This is a genomic window from Citrobacter sp. Cpo032 (assembly GCF_030332975.1).
Taxonomy (GTDB): Bacteria; Pseudomonadota; Gammaproteobacteria; order Enterobacterales; family Enterobacteriaceae; genus Citrobacter; species Citrobacter portucalensis.
On the sequence record NZ_JAOWGU010000052.1, the window covers coordinates 394,354 to 411,604 of the forward strand.

Annotated in this window: 18 protein-coding genes; 4 read left to right on the forward strand and 14 right to left on the reverse strand. The window is 54.6% G+C overall.

The genetic code is table 11. The annotated features are described in order from the left end of the window. Positions 1–21 precede the first annotated feature (21 nt). The 3 genes from treC (at position 22) to nrdG (ending at position 4,845) form a co-directional block, all read left to right on the forward strand. On the forward strand, positions 22–1,674 hold the full coding sequence (treC, locus tag OGY33_RS23825; protein ID WP_191238905.1) for an alpha,alpha-phosphotrehalase: 1,653 nt from the start codon (positions 22–24) through the stop codon (positions 1,672–1,674). Between the two features lie 408 nt (positions 1,675–2,082). Continuing rightward, positions 2,083–4,221: an anaerobic ribonucleoside-triphosphate reductase gene (gene nrdD, locus OGY33_RS23830; protein WP_048215057.1), complete on the forward strand. Its 2,139-nt coding sequence runs from the start codon at positions 2,083–2,085 to the stop codon at positions 4,219–4,221. A gap of 159 nt (positions 4,222–4,380) precedes the next feature. Further along, the gene (nrdG, locus tag OGY33_RS23835) at positions 4,381–4,845 is read left to right on the forward strand and encodes an anaerobic ribonucleoside-triphosphate reductase-activating protein (RefSeq protein ID WP_048227187.1); all 465 of its coding nucleotides are present in this window, start codon (positions 4,381–4,383) and stop codon (positions 4,843–4,845) included. A gap of 3 nt (positions 4,846–4,848) precedes the next feature. On the opposite strand, the gene OGY33_RS23840 is transcribed toward nrdG, so the two are convergent. The 13 genes from OGY33_RS23840 to pmbA form a co-directional block, all read right to left on the reverse strand. Then, positions 4,849–5,133 (reverse strand): type II toxin-antitoxin system RelE family toxin, encoded by a 285-nt coding sequence (locus OGY33_RS23840; protein WP_048227188.1) that lies wholly within the window; start codon positions 5,131–5,133, stop codon positions 4,849–4,851. Further along, positions 5,123–5,365: a type II toxin-antitoxin system RelB/DinJ family antitoxin gene (locus tag OGY33_RS23845; protein ID WP_003830370.1), complete on the reverse strand. Its 243-nt coding sequence runs from the start codon at positions 5,363–5,365 to the stop codon at positions 5,123–5,125. The genes OGY33_RS23840 and OGY33_RS23845 overlap by 11 nt, the downstream gene beginning before the upstream one ends. A gap of 77 nt (positions 5,366–5,442) precedes the next feature. Then, the gene (locus OGY33_RS23850; protein ID WP_191238906.1) at positions 5,443–7,356 is read right to left on the reverse strand and encodes a BglG family transcription antiterminator; all 1,914 of its coding nucleotides are present in this window, start codon (positions 7,354–7,356) and stop codon (positions 5,443–5,445) included. Between the two features lie 21 nt (positions 7,357–7,377). Beyond that, a complete protein-coding gene (dagF, locus tag OGY33_RS23855; protein ID WP_048215061.1) occupies positions 7,378–8,118 on the reverse strand; it encodes a 2-dehydro-3-deoxy-phosphogluconate aldolase in 741 nt (246 codons plus the stop codon). Continuing rightward, positions 8,115–9,233 (reverse strand): DgaE family pyridoxal phosphate-dependent ammonia lyase, encoded by a 1,119-nt coding sequence (locus OGY33_RS23860; RefSeq protein ID WP_032942188.1) that lies wholly within the window; start codon positions 9,231–9,233, stop codon positions 8,115–8,117. The genes dagF and OGY33_RS23860 overlap by 4 nt, the downstream gene beginning before the upstream one ends. Next, entirely contained in the window at positions 9,217–10,350 is a 1,134-nt protein-coding gene (locus OGY33_RS23865; protein WP_048215062.1) for an amidohydrolase/deacetylase family metallohydrolase, read from the reverse strand. Before OGY33_RS23865 ends, OGY33_RS23860 begins: the two co-directional genes overlap by 17 nt. Before the next feature lie 81 nt (positions 10,351–10,431). Beyond that, positions 10,432–11,076 (reverse strand): DUF4310 family protein, encoded by a 645-nt coding sequence (locus OGY33_RS23870; RefSeq protein ID WP_003830379.1) that lies wholly within the window; start codon positions 11,074–11,076, stop codon positions 10,432–10,434. An 11-nt stretch (positions 11,077–11,087) separates the two neighbouring features. After that, positions 11,088–11,864, reverse strand: a complete 777-nt coding sequence (locus OGY33_RS23875) for a DUF4311 domain-containing protein (RefSeq protein ID WP_003025764.1) — start codon at positions 11,862–11,864, stop codon at positions 11,088–11,090. Between the two features lie 23 nt (positions 11,865–11,887). After that, a complete protein-coding gene (locus OGY33_RS23880; protein WP_003025762.1) occupies positions 11,888–12,187 on the reverse strand; it encodes a DUF4312 family protein in 300 nt (99 codons plus the stop codon). Between the two features lie 2 nt (positions 12,188–12,189). Next, the gene (locus OGY33_RS23885) at positions 12,190–12,552 is read right to left on the reverse strand and encodes an SFCGS family glycine-rich protein (protein ID WP_003830384.1); all 363 of its coding nucleotides are present in this window, start codon (positions 12,550–12,552) and stop codon (positions 12,190–12,192) included. Between the two features lie 10 nt (positions 12,553–12,562). Further along, positions 12,563–12,871: a glycine dehydrogenase gene (locus tag OGY33_RS23890; protein WP_003025758.1), complete on the reverse strand. Its 309-nt coding sequence runs from the start codon at positions 12,869–12,871 to the stop codon at positions 12,563–12,565. A 332-nt stretch (positions 12,872–13,203) separates the two neighbouring features. Continuing rightward, entirely contained in the window at positions 13,204–13,590 is a 387-nt protein-coding gene (gene cybC / locus OGY33_RS23895; RefSeq protein ID WP_003025756.1) for a cytochrome b562, read from the reverse strand. An 86-nt stretch (positions 13,591–13,676) separates the two neighbouring features. Then, a complete protein-coding gene (pmbA, locus tag OGY33_RS23900; RefSeq protein WP_191238907.1) occupies positions 13,677–15,029 on the reverse strand; it encodes a metalloprotease PmbA in 1,353 nt (450 codons plus the stop codon). 95 nt (positions 15,030–15,124) lie between these two features. On the opposite strand from pmbA, the gene yjgA reads away from it, so the two are divergent. After that, a complete protein-coding gene (gene yjgA / locus OGY33_RS23905) occupies positions 15,125–15,676 on the forward strand; it encodes a ribosome biogenesis factor YjgA (protein ID WP_008786039.1) in 552 nt (183 codons plus the stop codon). 99 nt (positions 15,677–15,775) lie between these two features. On the opposite strand, the gene mpl is transcribed toward yjgA, so the two are convergent. Then, entirely contained in the window at positions 15,776–17,152 is a 1,377-nt protein-coding gene (gene mpl / locus OGY33_RS23910) for a UDP-N-acetylmuramate:L-alanyl-gamma-D-glutamyl-meso-diaminopimelate ligase (RefSeq protein ID WP_003830388.1), read from the reverse strand. Positions 17,153–17,251 lie beyond the last annotated feature (99 nt).

Consider the following 17,251-nt stretch of genomic DNA (forward strand, 5'->3'; position numbering starts at 1 on the left):
GCGTATTTCCAGGAAACAACCATGAATATTCCCCACTGGTGGCAAAACGGCGTTATCTATCAGGTTTACCCCAAGAGTTTTCAGGACACCACCGGCAGCGGCACCGGAGATTTACGCGGCGTGACGCAGCGCCTCGACTATCTGCAAAAGCTGGGCGTTGATGCCATCTGGCTGACGCCGTTCTATATTTCACCGCAGGTTGATAACGGTTACGACGTCGCAGACTACACGTCTGTCGATCCGGCCTACGGCACGCTGGAAGACTTTGACGAACTGGTGGCGCAGGCGAAAGCGCGCGGCATCCGTATTATTCTCGACATGGTGTTTAACCACACCTCAACCCAGCACGCCTGGTTTCGTGAAGCGCTGGATAAAGACAGCCCGTATCGTCAGTTTTATTTCTGGCGCGACGGCACGCCAGACTGCCCGCCAAATAACTGGCGCTCCAAGTTTGGCGGCAACGCCTGGGGCTGGCACGCCGAAAGCGAGCAGTACTATCTACACCTCTTTGCTCCGGAACAAGCCGACCTGAACTGGGAAAACCCGGCGGTCCGCGCCGAGTTAAAGAAAGTGTGCGAGTTCTGGGCCGATCGCGGCGTGGACGGACTGCGCCTCGACGTGGTGAATCTTATCTCTAAAGATCAGGACTTCCCGAACGACCCCGACGGCGATGGACGCCGTTTTTATACCGACGGCCCACGCGCGCATGAATTTTTGCGTGAGATGAACCGCGATGTTTTTACCCCACGCAACCTGATGACGGTCGGCGAAATGTCTTCCACTACGCTTGAACATTGCCAGCAGTACGCCGCACAAGATGGTAGTGAACTGTCGATGACCTTTAACTTCCACCACCTGAAAGTAGATTACCCCAACGGTGAGAAGTGGACGTTAGCAAAACCCGATTATGTGGCGCTAAAAGCCCTGTTCCACCACTGGCAGCAGGGCATGCACAATCAGGCATGGAACGCGCTGTTCTGGTGTAACCACGATCAGCCACGCATCGTGTCGCGTTTTGGCGATCAAGGTAAATACCGCGTTCCGTCGGCCAAAATGCTGGCGATGGTGCTGCATGGCATGCAGGGCACACCCTACATCTACCAGGGTGAAGAGATTGGCATGACCAACCCGCACTTCCGCCAGATTACCGATTATCGCGATGTGGAAAGCCATAACATGTTTGCCGAGTTGAACGGCCAGGGACGCGATGCGCAAGAACTGCTGGCGATCCTCGCCAGTAAATCACGCGATAACAGCCGCACACCGATGCAATGGGATAGCAGCAAACACGCGGGCTTCACCCGCGGCGAGCCATGGATCAATCTGTGTGACAACGCAGCAGACATCAACGTGGCGGCAGCACTGAACGATACCGACTCGGTGTTCTACACCTATCAGAAGCTGATCGCCTTGCGCAAAGCGGAGCCGGTTATCACCTGGGGCGACTACCAGGATCTGCTACCGGACAGCCCGCATCTGTGGTGCTATCAACGAGAGTGGCAAGGGCAGCGGCTGCTGGTCATTGCCAATCTAAGCGATACCTTCCAGAACTGGCAGCCATCCCAGACCGACGGAAACTGGCAGGTGCTGATGCACAACTATGCCGAGGTTGCCAGCCAACCTGGGGACATGACACTGCGTCCTTTTGAGGCCGTCTGGTGGTTGCAAAAATAGCTTGCAATTATGTTCAGGCCCGGTACGCATAGCGCTACCGGGCGTTGCTACATACGCTTAGCTTAGCTTCCTGTTTTTGTTGAATAATTAATCAGAATTTTCTGCCCACAATTTACAATCGCTGTACTGCCCGTCATCTGTACGCTCCGATTTTTACTTTGCGCTACATCAAATAAATCGTAAACATCCTTGATGCAAATCACTACATATAGAACTTAAAATGCACGCCGACCCAATATGTTGTATTAATCGACTACAATTGCTACAACTACAGTGCACCGTTTAACGGTGGAATTGTGGATAAAGTGGGTCAGGATTGCGGGAAGTCATTGGCCAGATAGATGAATAAAGCCATGGCCGCTTCTCCAACCTCTGTGGATAACCTGTTCTTATAAATATGGAGTGATCATGACACCGCATGTGATGAAACGAGATGGCTGTAAAGTGCCGTTTAAATCAGAGCGCATCAAAGAAGCCATTCTGCGTGCAGCTAAAGCAGCGGGAGTCGATGACGCAGATTACTGTGCCACCGTCGCAGAAGTCGTTAGTAGCCAGATGAATGAGCGCAGCCAGGTCGATATCAACGAGATCCAGACAGCGGTAGAAAACCAACTGATGTCTGGTCCGTACAAGCAACTCGCCCGTGCGTACATCGAATATCGCCACGACCGTGATATACAGCGTGAAAAACGTGGCCGTCTGAACCAGGAAATTCGTGGTCTGGTTGAGCAAACCAACTCTGCTCTGCTGAACGAAAACGCCAACAAAGACAGCAAAGTGATCCCGACCCAGCGCGACCTGCTGGCCGGTATCGTCGCCAAACACTATGCGCGTCAACACCTGCTGCCGCGTGATGTCGTCCAGGCGCACGAGCGTGGTGATATTCACTATCACGATCTCGACTACTCTCCGTTCTTCCCAATGTTTAACTGCATGCTGATCGACCTGAAAGGTATGCTGACGCAGGGCTTTAAGATGGGTAACGCGGAGATTGAGCCGCCAAAATCCATCTCCACCGCGACGGCCGTCACCGCGCAAATTATCGCGCAGGTTGCCAGCCATATTTATGGCGGTACCACCATTAACCGTATTGACGAAGTTCTCGCACCGTTCGTGACCGAGAGCTTTAATAAGCATCGCAAAACCGCTGAAGAGTGGCAGATCCCAGATGCCGACGGTTATGCGCATTCCCGTACCGAGAAAGAGTGCTACGACGCATTCCAGTCCCTTGAGTATGAAGTGAATACCCTGCATACCGCCAACGGTCAGACGCCGTTCGTTACCTTCGGTTTCGGCCTGGGAACCAGCTGGGAATCGCGTTTGATCCAGCAGTCCATTCTGCGTAACCGCATTGCTGGCCTGGGTAAAAATCGTAAAACCGCCGTGTTCCCGAAACTGGTGTTTGCGATTCGTGACGGTCTGAACCACAAGTTTGGCGATCCGAACTATGACATCAAGCAGCTGGCGCTGGAGTGCGCGAGCAAGCGTATGTATCCGGATATCCTGAACTACGATCAGGTGGTTAAAGTGACCGGCTCCTTCAAAACGCCGATGGGCTGCCGCAGCTTCCTGGGCGTATGGGAAAACGAGAACGGCGAACAGGTCCACGATGGCCGTAACAACCTCGGCGTTATCAGCCTTAACCTGCCTCGTATCGCGCTGGAAGCTCATGGCGATGAAACCACCTTCTGGAAACTGCTCGACGACCGTCTGATCCTGGCGCGTAAAGCGCTGATGACCCGCATTGCGCGTCTGGAAGGCGTGAAGGCCCGCGTTGCACCAATCCTGTATATGGAAGGGGCCTGCGGCGTGCGTCTGAAAGCAGACGATGACGTGTCAGAAATCTTTAAAAACGGCCGCGCGTCGATTTCTCTGGGTTACATCGGCATTCACGAAACCATCAACGCGCTGTTTGGCGACAAACACTTGTACGACAGCGAGCAGCTTCGGGCTAAAGCTATCGCCATTGTGGAACGTCTGCGTCAGGCGGTCGATCAATGGAAAGACGAAACCGGCTACGGCTTTAGTCTGTACAGTACACCAAGCGAAAACCTGTGCGATCGTTTCTGCCGTCTGGATACCGCCGAGTTTGGCGTGGTGCCGGGTGTTACCGACAAAGGTTACTACACCAACAGCTTCCACCTCGACGTGGAGAAAAAGGTTAACCCGTACGACAAGATCGATTTTGAAGCGCCGTACCCGCCGCTGGCGAATGGAGGTTTCATTTGCTACGGCGAGTACCCGAACATTCAGCACAACCTGAAAGCACTGGAAGACGTCTGGGATTACAGCTATCAGCACGTGCCGTATTACGGGACCAACACGCCAATCGATGAATGCTACGAGTGCGGCTTTACCGGTGAGTTCGAGTGCACCAGCAAAGGCTTTACCTGCCCGAAATGTGGTAACCACGACGCCGCGCGCGTATCGGTCACTCGCCGCGTATGCGGTTATTTAGGCAGCCCGGACGCTCGTCCGTTTAACGCCGGTAAGCAGGAAGAAGTGAAGCGCCGCGTTAAGCATTTAGGTAATGGGCAGATCGGTTAATTTCGACAGTATTATTGCCTGGCGATGTGACGCTTTTCGCAAAGCAATTGGCGCCAGGACAAGGCGGCAAGCAAGCGAATCCCGGGGAGCTTACATAAGTAAGTGACCCGGGTGAGCGAGCGCAGACAACGCAGTAATGGCGTCAATTGAGAAGCGAAAATGCGATACCATCAATACTATCCTGTCGATATCGTCAACGGCCCAGGAACCCGCTGCACCCTGTTTGTGTCGGGATGCGTGCATGAATGCCCTGGCTGCTATAACAAAAGCACCTGGCGACTCAATTCCGGCCAGCCGTTTACCAAAGAGATGGAAGACAAGATCATTGCCGATCTGAACGACACGCGAATCCCTCGCCAGGGTATTTCGCTGTCCGGCGGCGATCCGCTGCATCCGCAAAACGTGCCGGATATCCTGCAACTGGTACAGCGTATTCACGCTGAGTGTCCGGGGAAAGATATCTGGGTGTGGACCGGCTACAAGCTTGATGAACTCAACGCCGCACAAATGCAGGTGGTGGATCTCATCAACGTGCTGGTCGATGGTAAATTTGTGCAGGATCTTAAAGACCCGGCGCTGATCTGGCGCGGTAGCAGCAACCAGGTTGTACATCATTTGCGTTAATCGCTAAAGCCGTTTGTTTGCATCGTGATAAACGGCTGAATGTTCTCGCTTACCTACCGCGACAACAAACACGACCACAACCTCATCCCGAACCTGGTACACCAGACGGTACCCGGACGATTTAAGCTTAATTTTATAGCAGTCAGGAAGACCATTTAAACGGGCAGAGTCAATTCTGGGGTTCAACAACACGTCGGCCAACTTCTTCTTAAACTGAGTCTTCACCGTATCACCCAGTTTATGCCACTCTTTTAAGGCTCTCGGGTCGAATTCCAGTTCATAAGTCATCCAGACTAACCTTGATTCCCTTTTGCGGGCTGGCAAGCCTTTCCCGGACTGTCTGAATGAGTGCATCTTCACTGTCGCTAAGGGTGACGGTTTTCACCGGCATGCGCCCCGTTTCCGCGACGTACTGAAACAGTAATCGCACAGCTTCCGTTGGAGTAATATTCAGTTTTTCCAGCACGGCATAAGCCTCATTTTTGAGTTTGTCATCCAGACGGACGTTCAGCGTGGCCATTATGCCTCCAGTAAAATCGAATGTGTAATGCAGTTTAGCATTACATTCGCATTACATCGAATTCTGGATAACGCCTCTCAAAAACGGCTCACACACTCCATCGCAACCGCTTTGAACTCGGTGAAATTCCGGCACGCGCAGAGTCGCGTCATCGCGCGTTCGCGCAGGAAGGTGACGAAGATATCGTAGATAGCCATCGCCTCTTCGTATTCACTCTTGCTGATAGCGAGCAAGAAGATCACGTGGGCCGTTTCATCGCCCCAGGCGATACCCTGCGGGGCGAGGATGGTGTAGACCACCGTTTTCTTTGCCAGCAGACCAAGGGCGTGCGGCAAGGCAATGCTGTCACCCAGCATGGTGCTGACGATGGCCTCACGCTCAACCACCGAATCAAGAAACTCCGCATCGACAAAACCTTCATCCTGCAACTGACGGCATAAGGTTTTGAACAACGTTTGTTGATCCATTGACTCGTCAATCACACGAAAATGGGCGGCATCGAAGAATTTGTTCAACATCCACGGACGGGTTCTGTCGACCAGCACCAGTTTGCCAATCTGCTCCAGCTGATAATCGGTAGGGAATGGCGCAATCATCACCATCGGCTTATCTTTTTCACCAATCCGCGCGGTTGAGATGACAAAATCTTCGCTGATGCTTTCCCGCTGTTCGTAGTCACGAAGCGTTACGGTATCGACGATCTCTATCTGCGGATACTTACGCGCCAGTACCGCTTCAATCATCCGCGCCATCGCATTTCCGGCATCGCATACCAGCAGAACCTTCGGCTGCCTCTGGTAACCGATGTTGTAACTACGCTCCAGCCCGACGCCAATATGCAGCACGAGGAAGCCAATCTCATTTTCACTGATGGTGTACGGCGTATATTTTCCCCATCCCGAGACGGCGGCCAGCGTCATGTCCCACGCCATGGGGTAGTGCTGTTTAATATTTTCCAACAACGGATTGGGGATCATTATCTGGTAACGCACCCGGGTGATCATCGTCTTAATATGCGTCAGCAGGTCAGCATGCAACTGTTTATCATTCAACAGGTTGTAGTTGTACTGGGTGTTGATAAAACGCAGGATGTAATTGACTAACGCTTCGTCATCATCCGCATTGATAGCACTGGGCGCGATCTCCTGAACCTGGCGGGCAGCAATATGCACCTGTAGCCAGTTTTCTTCGGAAACGGAAAGCGGTTTGTCTGCCAGGCGGTGCAGTACCGCCGCGATTTCCCGCGTGGCCAGGCACACCGATTGATCGGCTTCTTCTGCGGCAAAATCCGGGAGTGGATATCCTTCGCTAATCCGCCGTACCGCCACCGCGCAGTACAAGCGTAAAAACAGCTCGCCCTCATCGGTCAGACGAATATGGAAACGGGCAAAAATGTCCTGCAAAACAGGTTGCAACTGTTCAGGGAGCCCCGCATTCAGCGCTTCTTGCGTCACTAACGGGTGCTGCGGATCCTGCTGCGCCAGCGTCCACAGCAGATCGGTCAAACAGGCGCGGATCGCCATTTCGCTGCCGAACAGCTTCATGCCGTGACGGGGACGCGTTTCCAGCGTCAGATGATACCGTTGCAGATGCTCGCGCACCTCAGCCATATCGTTTTGCAGCGTCGCTCGGCTGATAAACCATTCATCAGCTAAATCTTCCAGCTTCAGTGAGAAAGCCGATGTCAGAAAACGTACCACCAGCCAGTGTATCCGTTCCTGGCTGGTGCGTGGGATGCGCAGCAACGTATTGGGCTGCTGCGTTTGCAGGGTGTGAAAGCTTGCCGGGTCGTCAATTTTGAGCTGATATCCATTACCCCGGCTGAGGACAAACTGTGCGCCATACTGGGTGAGCAGCGCGTTTAGCGCGGTGATATCCGCCCGTACGGTGCGTGTGGAAACCGACAACCGCTGCGCCAGCTCGTCCTGTGGAAGCGCTTCGTTTTGCAACATGGCAAACAGCTGTGCTAAACGTTGGTTGGGGAATCGCACGTCAGTTTCCTCATCAGTCAGTTAGCCTACGCAGGCCCGGGTCATCGCCATCAGTTGGCGTACGTCGTCCGGACGAGTGTTACCACTCACCTTATCAATAATCGAACTATAGATGTGAGGAATGATTTTACTCACTCCGGCATCGAGGGCAATTTGCAGGATTTCAGTGAAATTATCCAGATCGATACCGCCGGTTGGCTCAAGCCAGAAGTCATGACGGGCGCAGGCCTGCGCGACCGCAATGTACTCGTCACGGCATTTCAGGCCGCCCATCGGGAAGTATTTAATTGAGCTACCGCCCATGTCTTTGAGCAGCGCAATCGCGGTTTCTACCGACACAATACCGTCCGGCGACTGGCTGCTTAGCGGACCAGTGGAGATTTTCACCCTGCCCGGCGTGCCGGTTGGCGAGACCAGACCGTTGACCACTGTCTCCTGCTGGCCCAGCAGCGCGCGACTGGTAGCCACGCCGGTAAAGACCTGATTGACATGCTGTGGCTGCACCTGACGGGAGATTTCACTGACCATCGCCGACTGGTTAGGATCGCCCGCCCCCAGCCCCACGGAGAGCGCATTGTCGATAAGGGCCGCGTATTCACGCATATCCGCTACCGCGCTTGCGACATCCGGGTAATTTTTTGACAACACGCCAACCAGCACGTGTCCTTCCGCCGCCGCATAAATGTCCCGGGCATTTTCTTTGGAGCCTGCCAGCACGTTCAGGCAGACGCGGTCACGATAAAAGTTAGGGGTCAGTTTCATGCGTTTTTCTCCTGCGAAATCACTTCACCAATTCGACGGGCCACAATCTCCAGCTGCGCGCGATCGACGCTGCGCACATCGGCTTCGATAATGCCTTCATTGGCTTTGTAACCACGGAAGTAAATCGCGTACTCCCCCTGTTTCAGCGCATCGACCAGTTCCCCCGTGGCGATCCCGGTGACCGCTTCATCAAACTTAATTTCCGTGCGCGCGATGTCGCGCCCTGCACTATCCCACACCACGCGGGCGCTCACGCCGTTAAGCTGGTTCAAGGCATTAATGAACGGCGTCATTTTCTCGACCATCTCCGCGCCGCTCTCTTTCTGCGCGTTCAGATACAGTTCGATGGCGCAGGTCAGGCCAAGAATCCCCTCTTTGCCCACCTTCATCGCCCGGCCAATTCCCGCCGTCTGGCGCTTCACCCACTCAACGTATTGGGTTTTACCAATCACCAGACCACTGGTTGGTCCTTCTATCGCCTTGGCGCCGCTATAAATCACCAGATCTGCACCAACCCGGTAGTAGCACTGCAAATCCTCTTCCGCCGCCGCGTCCACGATCAGCGGCAGATTATGCGTACGCGCCACCACCGCAGCCTGCTCCACGCTGAGCATACTTTTCTGGACGCAGTGGTGAGATTTGATATACAGAATGGCCGCCGTACGCGGTGTAATGGCCGCCGCCAACTGCGCCGCGGAACATTCGTTGGCATAACCGGCTTCCACTAACTTGCCGCCGCCAAGCGCTACCATGGTGCCTACCGGAGCGCCAAAGTTGACGTTGTGACCTCTGGGCAACACGATTTCGTTGTTCTCGATGGGCGTGACGTGCAGGTTCTCCAGCAGCCAGTCGCTGTCTTTAACCAATACGCCAGCCACCGACAGGGCAATCCCGGCCGAGGCGCAAGAGACAACCGTTGCCCCTTCCACTTCCAGTAATTTCGCGATGTAGTCGCCGGTTTTATTGACCAGGTCTTTCATCTCGAAATATTGGTTCATTCCCGCCATCGCGGCTTCAACCACTTCTGGTCGCGGCGTGGAAACGCCGAGCGCCGTCATGCGGCCGGAGGTATTAATCACCTGTTTTAAATCGTATTTCTCAAAAATCGAAGGCATGTTCCGCGCTCCCTTGTTCGGTCATATAGCCCTTGCCCGCACGTATTGCGGCAAGCGGCACCAGCAGTTGTTCAGCCTGCAGGCTGTCGTTTTCTGCATCTACCAGCACGGTTGGCTGGCGCTTAAGCGTAAAGAGGGTTAAATCGGCATCCAGACCGACCTGCAGCCGCCCCTTCTGTTTCAGGCGCAGACCATCGGCGGCATTGGCGGTAACGCATTCAATGACCTGCGGAAGCGACATCCCAATGGCGAGGAATTTCGACATTACATTCGCCAGGGAATGCACCGGGCCGCTGATACGGTTACGACAGTAAATATCGGAGCTGATGGTGTGCGGCAAAATACCCAGTTCGATAGCGCGTTTTGCCACCGCAAAGCTCAGGCTGGCGGTGCCATGCCCAACGTCCAGACGCACGCCGCGTGAAATCGCCCGCGTCACTGACGCCCGTAGCTCACCTTGCGGTGTCAGAATGCGATTCGGCTTACCGTTGTAACAGTGGGTAATGATGTCACCCGCGCTCAGGCGCTCGGCGATCTCATCCAGGTCCGGCGGGTTGTTGCCGATGTGCACCATCAGCGGCAGGTCACCGTTCTGCGCTTGCATCGCTTTGGCGCGATCCAGCGGTGTGATGCCATTTTCACCGACTACGCTGCTGCTCATACGTGCCTTCAGACCGACGATAAAATCAGGGTGGCGTTTCACCGCCTCTCGTACCGCATCAGCGTCAATATTGGCCATGTTGGCCAGCTCGTTCTGGGCAATAAGCCCAACGCGGGAGATATTCAGCAACGCGTACACTTCGGTGGCAGCTTCCCGGGTCAGGGTGTAAAAATCGTCGATGTCATCCGCCCCGGTACTGCCCGCATCCACTACGGTAGTGACGCCGGTCGCAATACCAACGCTATCCGGCTGGTCGTGGTAAATCGGGGATTTCGGGTAGCAATGAACGTGGGAGTCAATCCAGCCTGCGCTGACGTAGCACTCACCGCCCAGCTCGATGGTTTTCAGCGCCGGGCCATCAACGTCACCCAACGCCGCGATCTTGCCGTCTTTGAGCGCAATATCGCTCACCGTATCGTCAACGAGGCGCGCACGGCGCAGGAGTAAATCAAACATGTCTCTCTCTCCTGTTGAAATGGGGGCGGTCGTGTAGGCCTGATAAGGCGCAGCCGCCATCAGGCCTACAACGACACACCATCAACTAATGGCAATCGGGAAGATGGACCCGAGGATCATCGCGCCGAGGATCGCCCCGCCGGTAATCGGTTTTTGCCACAGGTAAAACAGCAGCGCGCCTGCCAGAGAACCGATTCCGATAGGAATCGAAGCCGTCATCGCGCTGAGGATAATCAACGGCCCGAGGAAGCGTCCGGAGGCGTTACCGGCCCCCATCATGACGTCCGCACCGTAGGTCGAGTCGCTCTGGTTGATGGTGAACTTACGCGCCAGAATGATGATGTAGCCAATCGCCAGACCAATCACCAGACCGGTGACCAGCGAGGCGGCGAAGTTGGCGACCGGGAAGATAATGCCCGCGCCCAGCAGCAGCGCCGGAACACCTAACCCAACCCCGGTCTGAATCGCCCCGCCGATATCCAAAATCCCCACCAGCGAACCTTCAATGATGCGGGCAAACAGGAAGCTTGCGCCAAATGCCGCCACTGCTCCGTAGGATCCGGTATCCATTCCCGCCTTCAGCATCGCCACAAAAGCCACTTCGTTAAATGCGCCAATACCGTACAGGTAGTACATGTGTGTTCCGGCAAACACGCCAGAGGAGAGCAGGCCCACAAAGATCGGGAACGACCAGTCAGCGAACCAAAAACCTTTATTCTGTTCCATGATGACCTCCGTTATTTGCCGCTGAGCGAGTTGTGGATAAGTTCGAGCCAGTTAGGCACGGTCAGATGGAAGGATTCGATCATCTTCATATCGAAGCCACGGAAGAAGCCACTCAGGACAAACAGCGCGACGATAGCCACCATCATCACTTTAGTGACGTGGTTCCAGCCGCTCTCTTCAACACCTTTGCCGATCAGAATGCCGAGAACCAGACCCGGAACGGCGTTACCCATGATCAGCTGCGCCGCGCCGCCAAAAACGGTGGCCCAGAAGCCAGATTTCTTACCGGCGTCGATCGCCGCCAGCCAGAAGATTACTGGCATCACGGTGTTAACCAGCAGGTTAGCCGCGGGCACCAGCACCTTGACGGCGGTAACCTGCAACGCTTCCGGTACGGATGATGCGGTGAGGTTCAGGAAGGTCACCACGATCATCCCGATAACGCCGCAGGCAATTGCCATGCGTTTGGGGTCGTGCAGCGTTTCACCGACGTTGCGATTTTTAATCATCAGCGCGGCGGCGCCCCAGTTGGGGATGATGCGATGGTCGACGTCCTGCGTGAACGCCCCCGCCGCAACAGAGGAAGCCCAGGCGTTAAAGAAGAAACCCAGGCCGAACGAGAAGTGAGAAGCCGGATCCCCTTCGCAGGAATTCAGTTCTCCCAGAGTACGAAACGCGCCCATCCCTTGAGTGGTAGGCGCATGAAACATGCGTGCAGCCCCAGCGCCGACACCAACGCCAACCAACGCGCCGATGATGAGCGATTTTATTAATATTATCAGGAACATAATTATGCCTTTTAATAGAAAAATCAGCGTTGCGTAACGAAATCCACCTTGTCGAGATTGATGGCAGTCACGTTGACGGTCACGTCCAGCTCCACGCTGAAAGTGCGTCTTTCCCGGCGCAAAAAGAGGAATAAAAACGCCTCTTTACGCACCGATTCACGCGCTTGAACAACCTGCACATCCTGTGGCTCAATACGCAGTAAGATATGCGGCGACGCTTTCATCACCGCAGCCTGAACGTGGTTCAGGGCATCGGCAAAGGCGCGAGCTTTGGTCTCGCCCTTACCCGTGACTCTCACCGTGGTGGTGAATTGCTCTTTCATGCTTAAGCGCCGTGTTTCTTTTGCCACGCCTGCACCAGGCGCTCGCCGAGCTCTTCTTTGTCCATAAAGCCGAATCCCAGTACGTTGCACCCTTCGTTGATGGCGGTTACCCCTTCATCGACCGAGCGCATGCCGTATTTCGCCTTGTAGCCGTATTTGGTCTGCGCGGTAATCGCACCCGCACCACCGCTGCCGCAAAACGAGATACCAAAGGTGGCGTTTTCCGCTTTCATCACGTCACCCAGCTTCATATCTGCTGCAACGCCCGGCACCACAACGGCACGGCCACCCGCTTTCTCTACGCCTGCCGCCACTTTCTGGCCTTTACCCAGACGATCGCCAATCACTACGGTAATCTGTTCCATCTTTTGCTCCTTAAAGGTTGTCTTTCGCGACTTCGAAGTGCACCGACAGCAGCCAGGCCTCTTCCTCAGGAAGATTGCCAAACTCGGCGACCACGTCGCGGGCAAGCGCCATTGATTCGGCAGATATTTCATCAAACAAGCTGGCATCGACCTCTGGTAAGGGTTCACCCGTTACCGAGCGGTGCGCCATGGCGCGAACATGCGACGTCAGCATCTGTTCCTGTACGGCGTTGGGAATAATGTTGCGTTCACGCAGCAAGGCATACACCTGCGCCAGCATGCGGTCGGCCAGTTCCACCGATTCCCCCATGTCATTCATTACAGCTCCGTTATTCACTCGTCTTACCCCGTTAATGTCTCTGAGGATAAATTAGCGACGGAGGTTATGAGTTTGTAGCGAGTTGTTTTCCACTTCGAAGTGGAAAGGTGTGCAGCGATAGTGATCTGTGCCGCAAAAAGAGCTGGAACCACGATTTATCACTGGAAGAATGTGATTGAGATCGCAAGAGCGAGCAGAAAAATGGAAGGAAGTGCGAACAATGAATGGGCGATAAAAATGAAAAAATGTGATGGGGATAGCGTTTACTTATGGGACGTGCAGTAGCGGGGTGTTGTATCCGACCTACGGGTATGCAGGCCGGATAGCGCAGATTAGCGGAACTTCTTGTGGTTTTCGTTGCGCGTGGTTTTCAGCTCTTCCGCAACGGCTTTCGCCTCTTTAACTTTACCTTCGTTCGCCAGCTTCAACGCACCGTCGATCTGACCGATCAGCGTGTCAAAGCCGTGGCGGAAATCCTTCATCTCCGGGCTGTCCGGGGATTTGTTTTCCAGCTTCGGCGGCGTTCCCTTTTGCGCGTCCAGCGCAGCTGCACGCATTTTGGTTAACGCATCTTTCAGTTCAGTCGCATTATCCGTTTTTTCGACGATTTTCAGGTTGTCGTTGAGGATCCCCATATCGTCTTCAAGATCGGCTGCAAACGCAGAAGAACCAAGAACCAGCGTTGAAGCTGCGACGATCGCTAACAGGTGTTTACGCATTGCTCACTTCCTTTTTTATTATTCAAAAATAAACAAACGCCAGATACCCTCAATAATTCACGCCACAGCTTGAAGTATGACGGGTATTATTGCCCGGCGATCTTCATCTCCGGCAACAGGACCGAACCACACTGAATATTACTGCGCGTTTCAATATCGTTGCCGACGGTGACGATATTACGCCACATCTCTTTTAAGTTACCGGCGATGGTAATTTCACTCACCGGGTACTGAATTTCACCGTTTTCGACCCAGAAGCCCGCCGCGCCGCGCGAGTAATCGCCGGTAATGCCGCTTACGCCCTGTCCCATCAGCTCGGTAACCACAAGACCTGTGCCCATCTCTTTGAGCAACTGCTCGAAGCTTAGACCCTGTCCCGGAATTCGCCAGTTGTGGATCCCGCCTGCATGACCGGTGCTCTTAAGCCCCAGCTTACGTGCAGAATAATTGGTCAGCAGCCACTGAGTCAGCACACCGTCTTTAATAATGTCGCGGCGTTCGGTCCGTACGCCTTCGCTGTCGAACGGTGAAGACGCCAGCCCTTTCAGCAGGTGCGGATGTTCTTCAATGGTCAGCCATTCCGGCAGAATTTGCTTGCCCAGCGAGTCGAGCAGGAAGGTGGATTTGCGGTACACCGAGCCGCCTGCAATGGCGCCAACCAGGTGTCCGAACAGTCCGGTCGCCACTTCATTGGCGAAAATCACCGGCGCTTTCATGGTGGAAAGCTTACGCGGAGACAGGCGTGATAAGGTACGGCGAGCGCAGTCTGCCCCCACCCACTCCGGCGTTTGCAGATCGCCCATCGCCCGACCAATGGTGTAGGCGTAATCACGCTCCATATCACCATTTTCTTCTGCGATTACGCAGCTGGAAAGAGAATGGCGCGTGGAGCAGTAGCCCTGCAGCATACCGTAGCTGTTGCCAAACACTTTGATGCCATAGTGGCTGTTAAAGCTGCCACCTTCGGTATTGGTGATGCGTTTGTCGGCCTGTAGTGCCGCCTGTTCAGCGCGGGCAGCCAGTTCGATAGCTTCGTCAGGGGAAACTTCCGCCGGGTGGAACAGGTCCAGATCGGGCGCATCAAAGGCCAGTAGTTCTTTATCTGCCACGCCCGCGCACGGGTCCGGCGAAGTGTAACGTGCAATGTCCAGCGCGGCCTGCACGGTGCGTGCAATCGCCTGCGGGCTTAAATCGGTGGACGATGCGCTGCCCTTACGGTTTTGGTGATAAACCGTAATCCCCAGTGCACCATCGCTATTGAATTCGACGTTCTCCACTTCACCATAACGGGTGCTGACGCTAATACCCGTGGTCTTGCTCACAGCGACTTCCGCGCCATCCGACTTACCTGACGCTAATTCCAGTGCCATCGAGACTGCTTCTTCCAGAATCTTACGCTGCGCTTCAACTTGTGAGATTACTTTCATCGCAAATGCCATAATGTAGAGAGAGTTTCTCTGAAGTCTAACAGAGAACCGTTTTTCAGTGCGCATCTTAACTGGTAACATTAGCCTCTTTTTTTAAGGAGCCTGACATGACTAAGCAGCCCGAAGACTGGCTCGACGACGTTCCCGGTGATGACATCGAAGACGAAGACGATGAAATTATCTGGGTCAGTAAAAGTGAAATAAAACGTGACGCCGAGGAGTTAAAACACCTGGGTGTGGAACTGGTAAAACTGGGGAAAAACGCGCTGGATAAAATCCCGCTCGATGCGGATTTACGTGCCGCGATTGAGCTGGCCCAGCGTATTAAGATGGAAGGTCGCCGTCGTCAGCTGCAGCTGATTGGCAAAATGTTGCGCCAGCGCGATGTTGATCCTATCCGTCAGGCGTTGGACAAGCTGAAAAACCGTCACAACCAACAGGTCGTTGTCTTCCATAAGCTGGAGCAACTGCGTGACCGTATGGTTGACGGTAGCGATGAAGCTATCGAAGAAGTGATGAACCTGTGGCCTGACGCCGACCGTCAGCAACTGCGTTCGCTGGTGCGTAACGCCAGGAAAGAAAAAGCGGGCAACAAGCCGCCAAAATCTTCCCGCCAGATCTTCCAATATCTGCGTGAACTGGCGGAAAACGAGGCCTAACCTCTTCGTCCGCCGAAAGTGCCGGATGGCGGTGCAAATACCTTATCCGGCCTACGATCCGTTGTAGGCCCGGTAAGCGTAGCGCCACCGGGCATTTTTTTACTCTTCTTCTGCCTGAGCTTTCTTCGCCAGACCATCCAGCAGTTTTTGATGAATACCGCCAAACCCGCCGTTGCTCATCACCAGAATGTGATCGCCAGGCTGTGCGGTTTTCACCACCATATCTGCCAGTGCATCCACATCGCCGCTCCAGTGTGCCGGCTGAACGCAGGCTTCAGCGACTTCTGCTACCTGCCACGGAATGTGCGGGGGTTGCAGCAGGAACACTTCGTCTGCACGCCCTAACGACGGCGCCAGGTCATCTTTGCACAGGCCCATTTTCATGGTGTTCGAGCGAGGTTCCAGCACCGCGATGATGCGCGCCGTGCCGCCCACTTTACCGCGCAGTGCCGCAAGCGTTGCCAGAATGGCCGTCGGGTGATGGGCAAAATCGTCATACACCGTCACGCCATTGGCTTCACCGCGCAGCTCAAGACGGCGACGAGCGTTGATGAACGAGCCCAATGCATTGGCCGCATCCGCAGGCACGACGCCAACATGACGCGCGGCTGCAATCGCCATCAGGCCGTTGTGCATGTTGTGCTCGCCCACCAGGCCCCACTTAACTTCGCCGACTTTTTCACCGTCCAGCCACACTTCCCACTCGGAGGCATCGGTGGTCAGCTTTTTCGCCTGCCAGTGACCTTGTTCGCCCACCAGCTCTTGTTCGCTCCAGCAGCCCATCGCCATCGTCTGTTTCAGATTGATGTCGTTTTCCGGGTAGATGATGCGTCCCTGGCCCGGCACGATACGCACCAGGTGATGGAACTGTTTCTGAATAGCTTTCAGATCGTCAAAGATGTCCGCGTGATCGAACTCAAGGTTATTGAGGATCAGCGTGCGCGGGCAGTAATGCACGAATTTAGAACGCTTGTCGAAGAACGCACAGTCGTACTCATCCGCTTCAATCACGAAGAAGTCGCTCTCGCCGAGGCGCGCGGAAACCTCAAAGTTGCCCGGAACGCCGCCGATCACAAAGCCAGGTTTATAGCCGCAGGCTTCGAGGATCCAGGTCGCCATTCCGGCGGTAGTGGTTTTGCCGTGCGTACCCGCAACCGCCAGTACCCAGCGATCGCGCAAGACAAAGTCATGCAGCCACTGCGGGCCAGACATGTACGGAATGTTCTTTTCCAGCACCGCTTCCACGCACGGATTACCACGGGTCATGGCATTGCCGATGATCACCAGGTCCGGCTGTGGGTCGAGCTGGCTGGCATCGTAACCCTGAATCAGATCAATGCCTTGCTTCTCAAGTAAGGTACTCATCGGCGGATACACATTGGCGTCCGAACCGGTTACTTCATGACCGAGCGAGCGCGCCAGCATCGCCAGACCGCCCATGAAAGTGCCACAAATTCCCAAAATATGAATGCGCATACGTCACTATCCTTTTTTAATCTGGGGGCCATTTTACGCACATGTCCGGCAAGTGAGAAACGCATTTCAGGATATTCCGCAGTTTGCTGGCGCGATTCA

Coding starts and splice junctions, on each gene's coding strand:
- treC (WP_191238905.1), top strand. CDS start 22: ATGAATATTCCCCACTGGTGGCAAAACGGCGTTATCTATCAGGTTTAC.
- nrdD (WP_048215057.1), top strand. CDS start 2,083: ATGACACCGCATGTGATGAAACGAGATGGCTGTAAAGTGCCGTTTAAA.
- nrdG (WP_048227187.1), top strand. CDS start 4,381: ATGCGATACCATCAATACTATCCTGTCGATATCGTCAACGGCCCAGGA.
- OGY33_RS23840 (WP_048227188.1), bottom strand. CDS start 5,133: ATGACTTATGAACTGGAATTCGACCCGAGAGCCTTAAAAGAGTGGCAT.
- OGY33_RS23845 (WP_003830370.1), bottom strand. CDS start 5,365: ATGGCCACGCTGAACGTCCGTCTGGATGACAAACTCAAAAATGAGGCT.
- dagF (WP_048215061.1), bottom strand. CDS start 8,118: ATGAAACTGACCCCTAACTTTTATCGTGACCGCGTCTGCCTGAACGTG.
- OGY33_RS23860 (WP_032942188.1), bottom strand. CDS start 9,233: ATGCCTTCGATTTTTGAGAAATACGATTTAAAACAGGTGATTAATACC.
- OGY33_RS23865 (WP_048215062.1), bottom strand. CDS start 10,350: ATGTTTGATTTACTCCTGCGCCGTGCGCGCCTCGTTGACGATACGGTG.
- OGY33_RS23870 (WP_003830379.1), bottom strand. CDS start 11,076: ATGGAACAGAATAAAGGTTTTTGGTTCGCTGACTGGTCGTTCCCGATC.
- OGY33_RS23875 (WP_003025764.1), bottom strand. CDS start 11,864: ATGTTCCTGATAATATTAATAAAATCGCTCATCATCGGCGCGTTGGTT.
- OGY33_RS23880 (WP_003025762.1), bottom strand. CDS start 12,187: ATGAAAGAGCAATTCACCACCACGGTGAGAGTCACGGGTAAGGGCGAG.
- OGY33_RS23885 (WP_003830384.1), bottom strand. CDS start 12,552: ATGGAACAGATTACCGTAGTGATTGGCGATCGTCTGGGTAAAGGCCAG.
- OGY33_RS23890 (WP_003025758.1), bottom strand. CDS start 12,871: ATGAATGACATGGGGGAATCGGTGGAACTGGCCGACCGCATGCTGGCG.
- cybC (WP_003025756.1), bottom strand. CDS start 13,590: ATGCGTAAACACCTGTTAGCGATCGTCGCAGCTTCAACGCTGGTTCTT.
- pmbA (WP_191238907.1), bottom strand. CDS start 15,029: ATGGCATTTGCGATGAAAGTAATCTCACAAGTTGAAGCGCAGCGTAAG.
- yjgA (WP_008786039.1), top strand. CDS start 15,125: ATGACTAAGCAGCCCGAAGACTGGCTCGACGACGTTCCCGGTGATGAC.
- mpl (WP_003830388.1), bottom strand. CDS start 17,152: ATGCGCATTCATATTTTGGGAATTTGTGGCACTTTCATGGGCGGTCTG.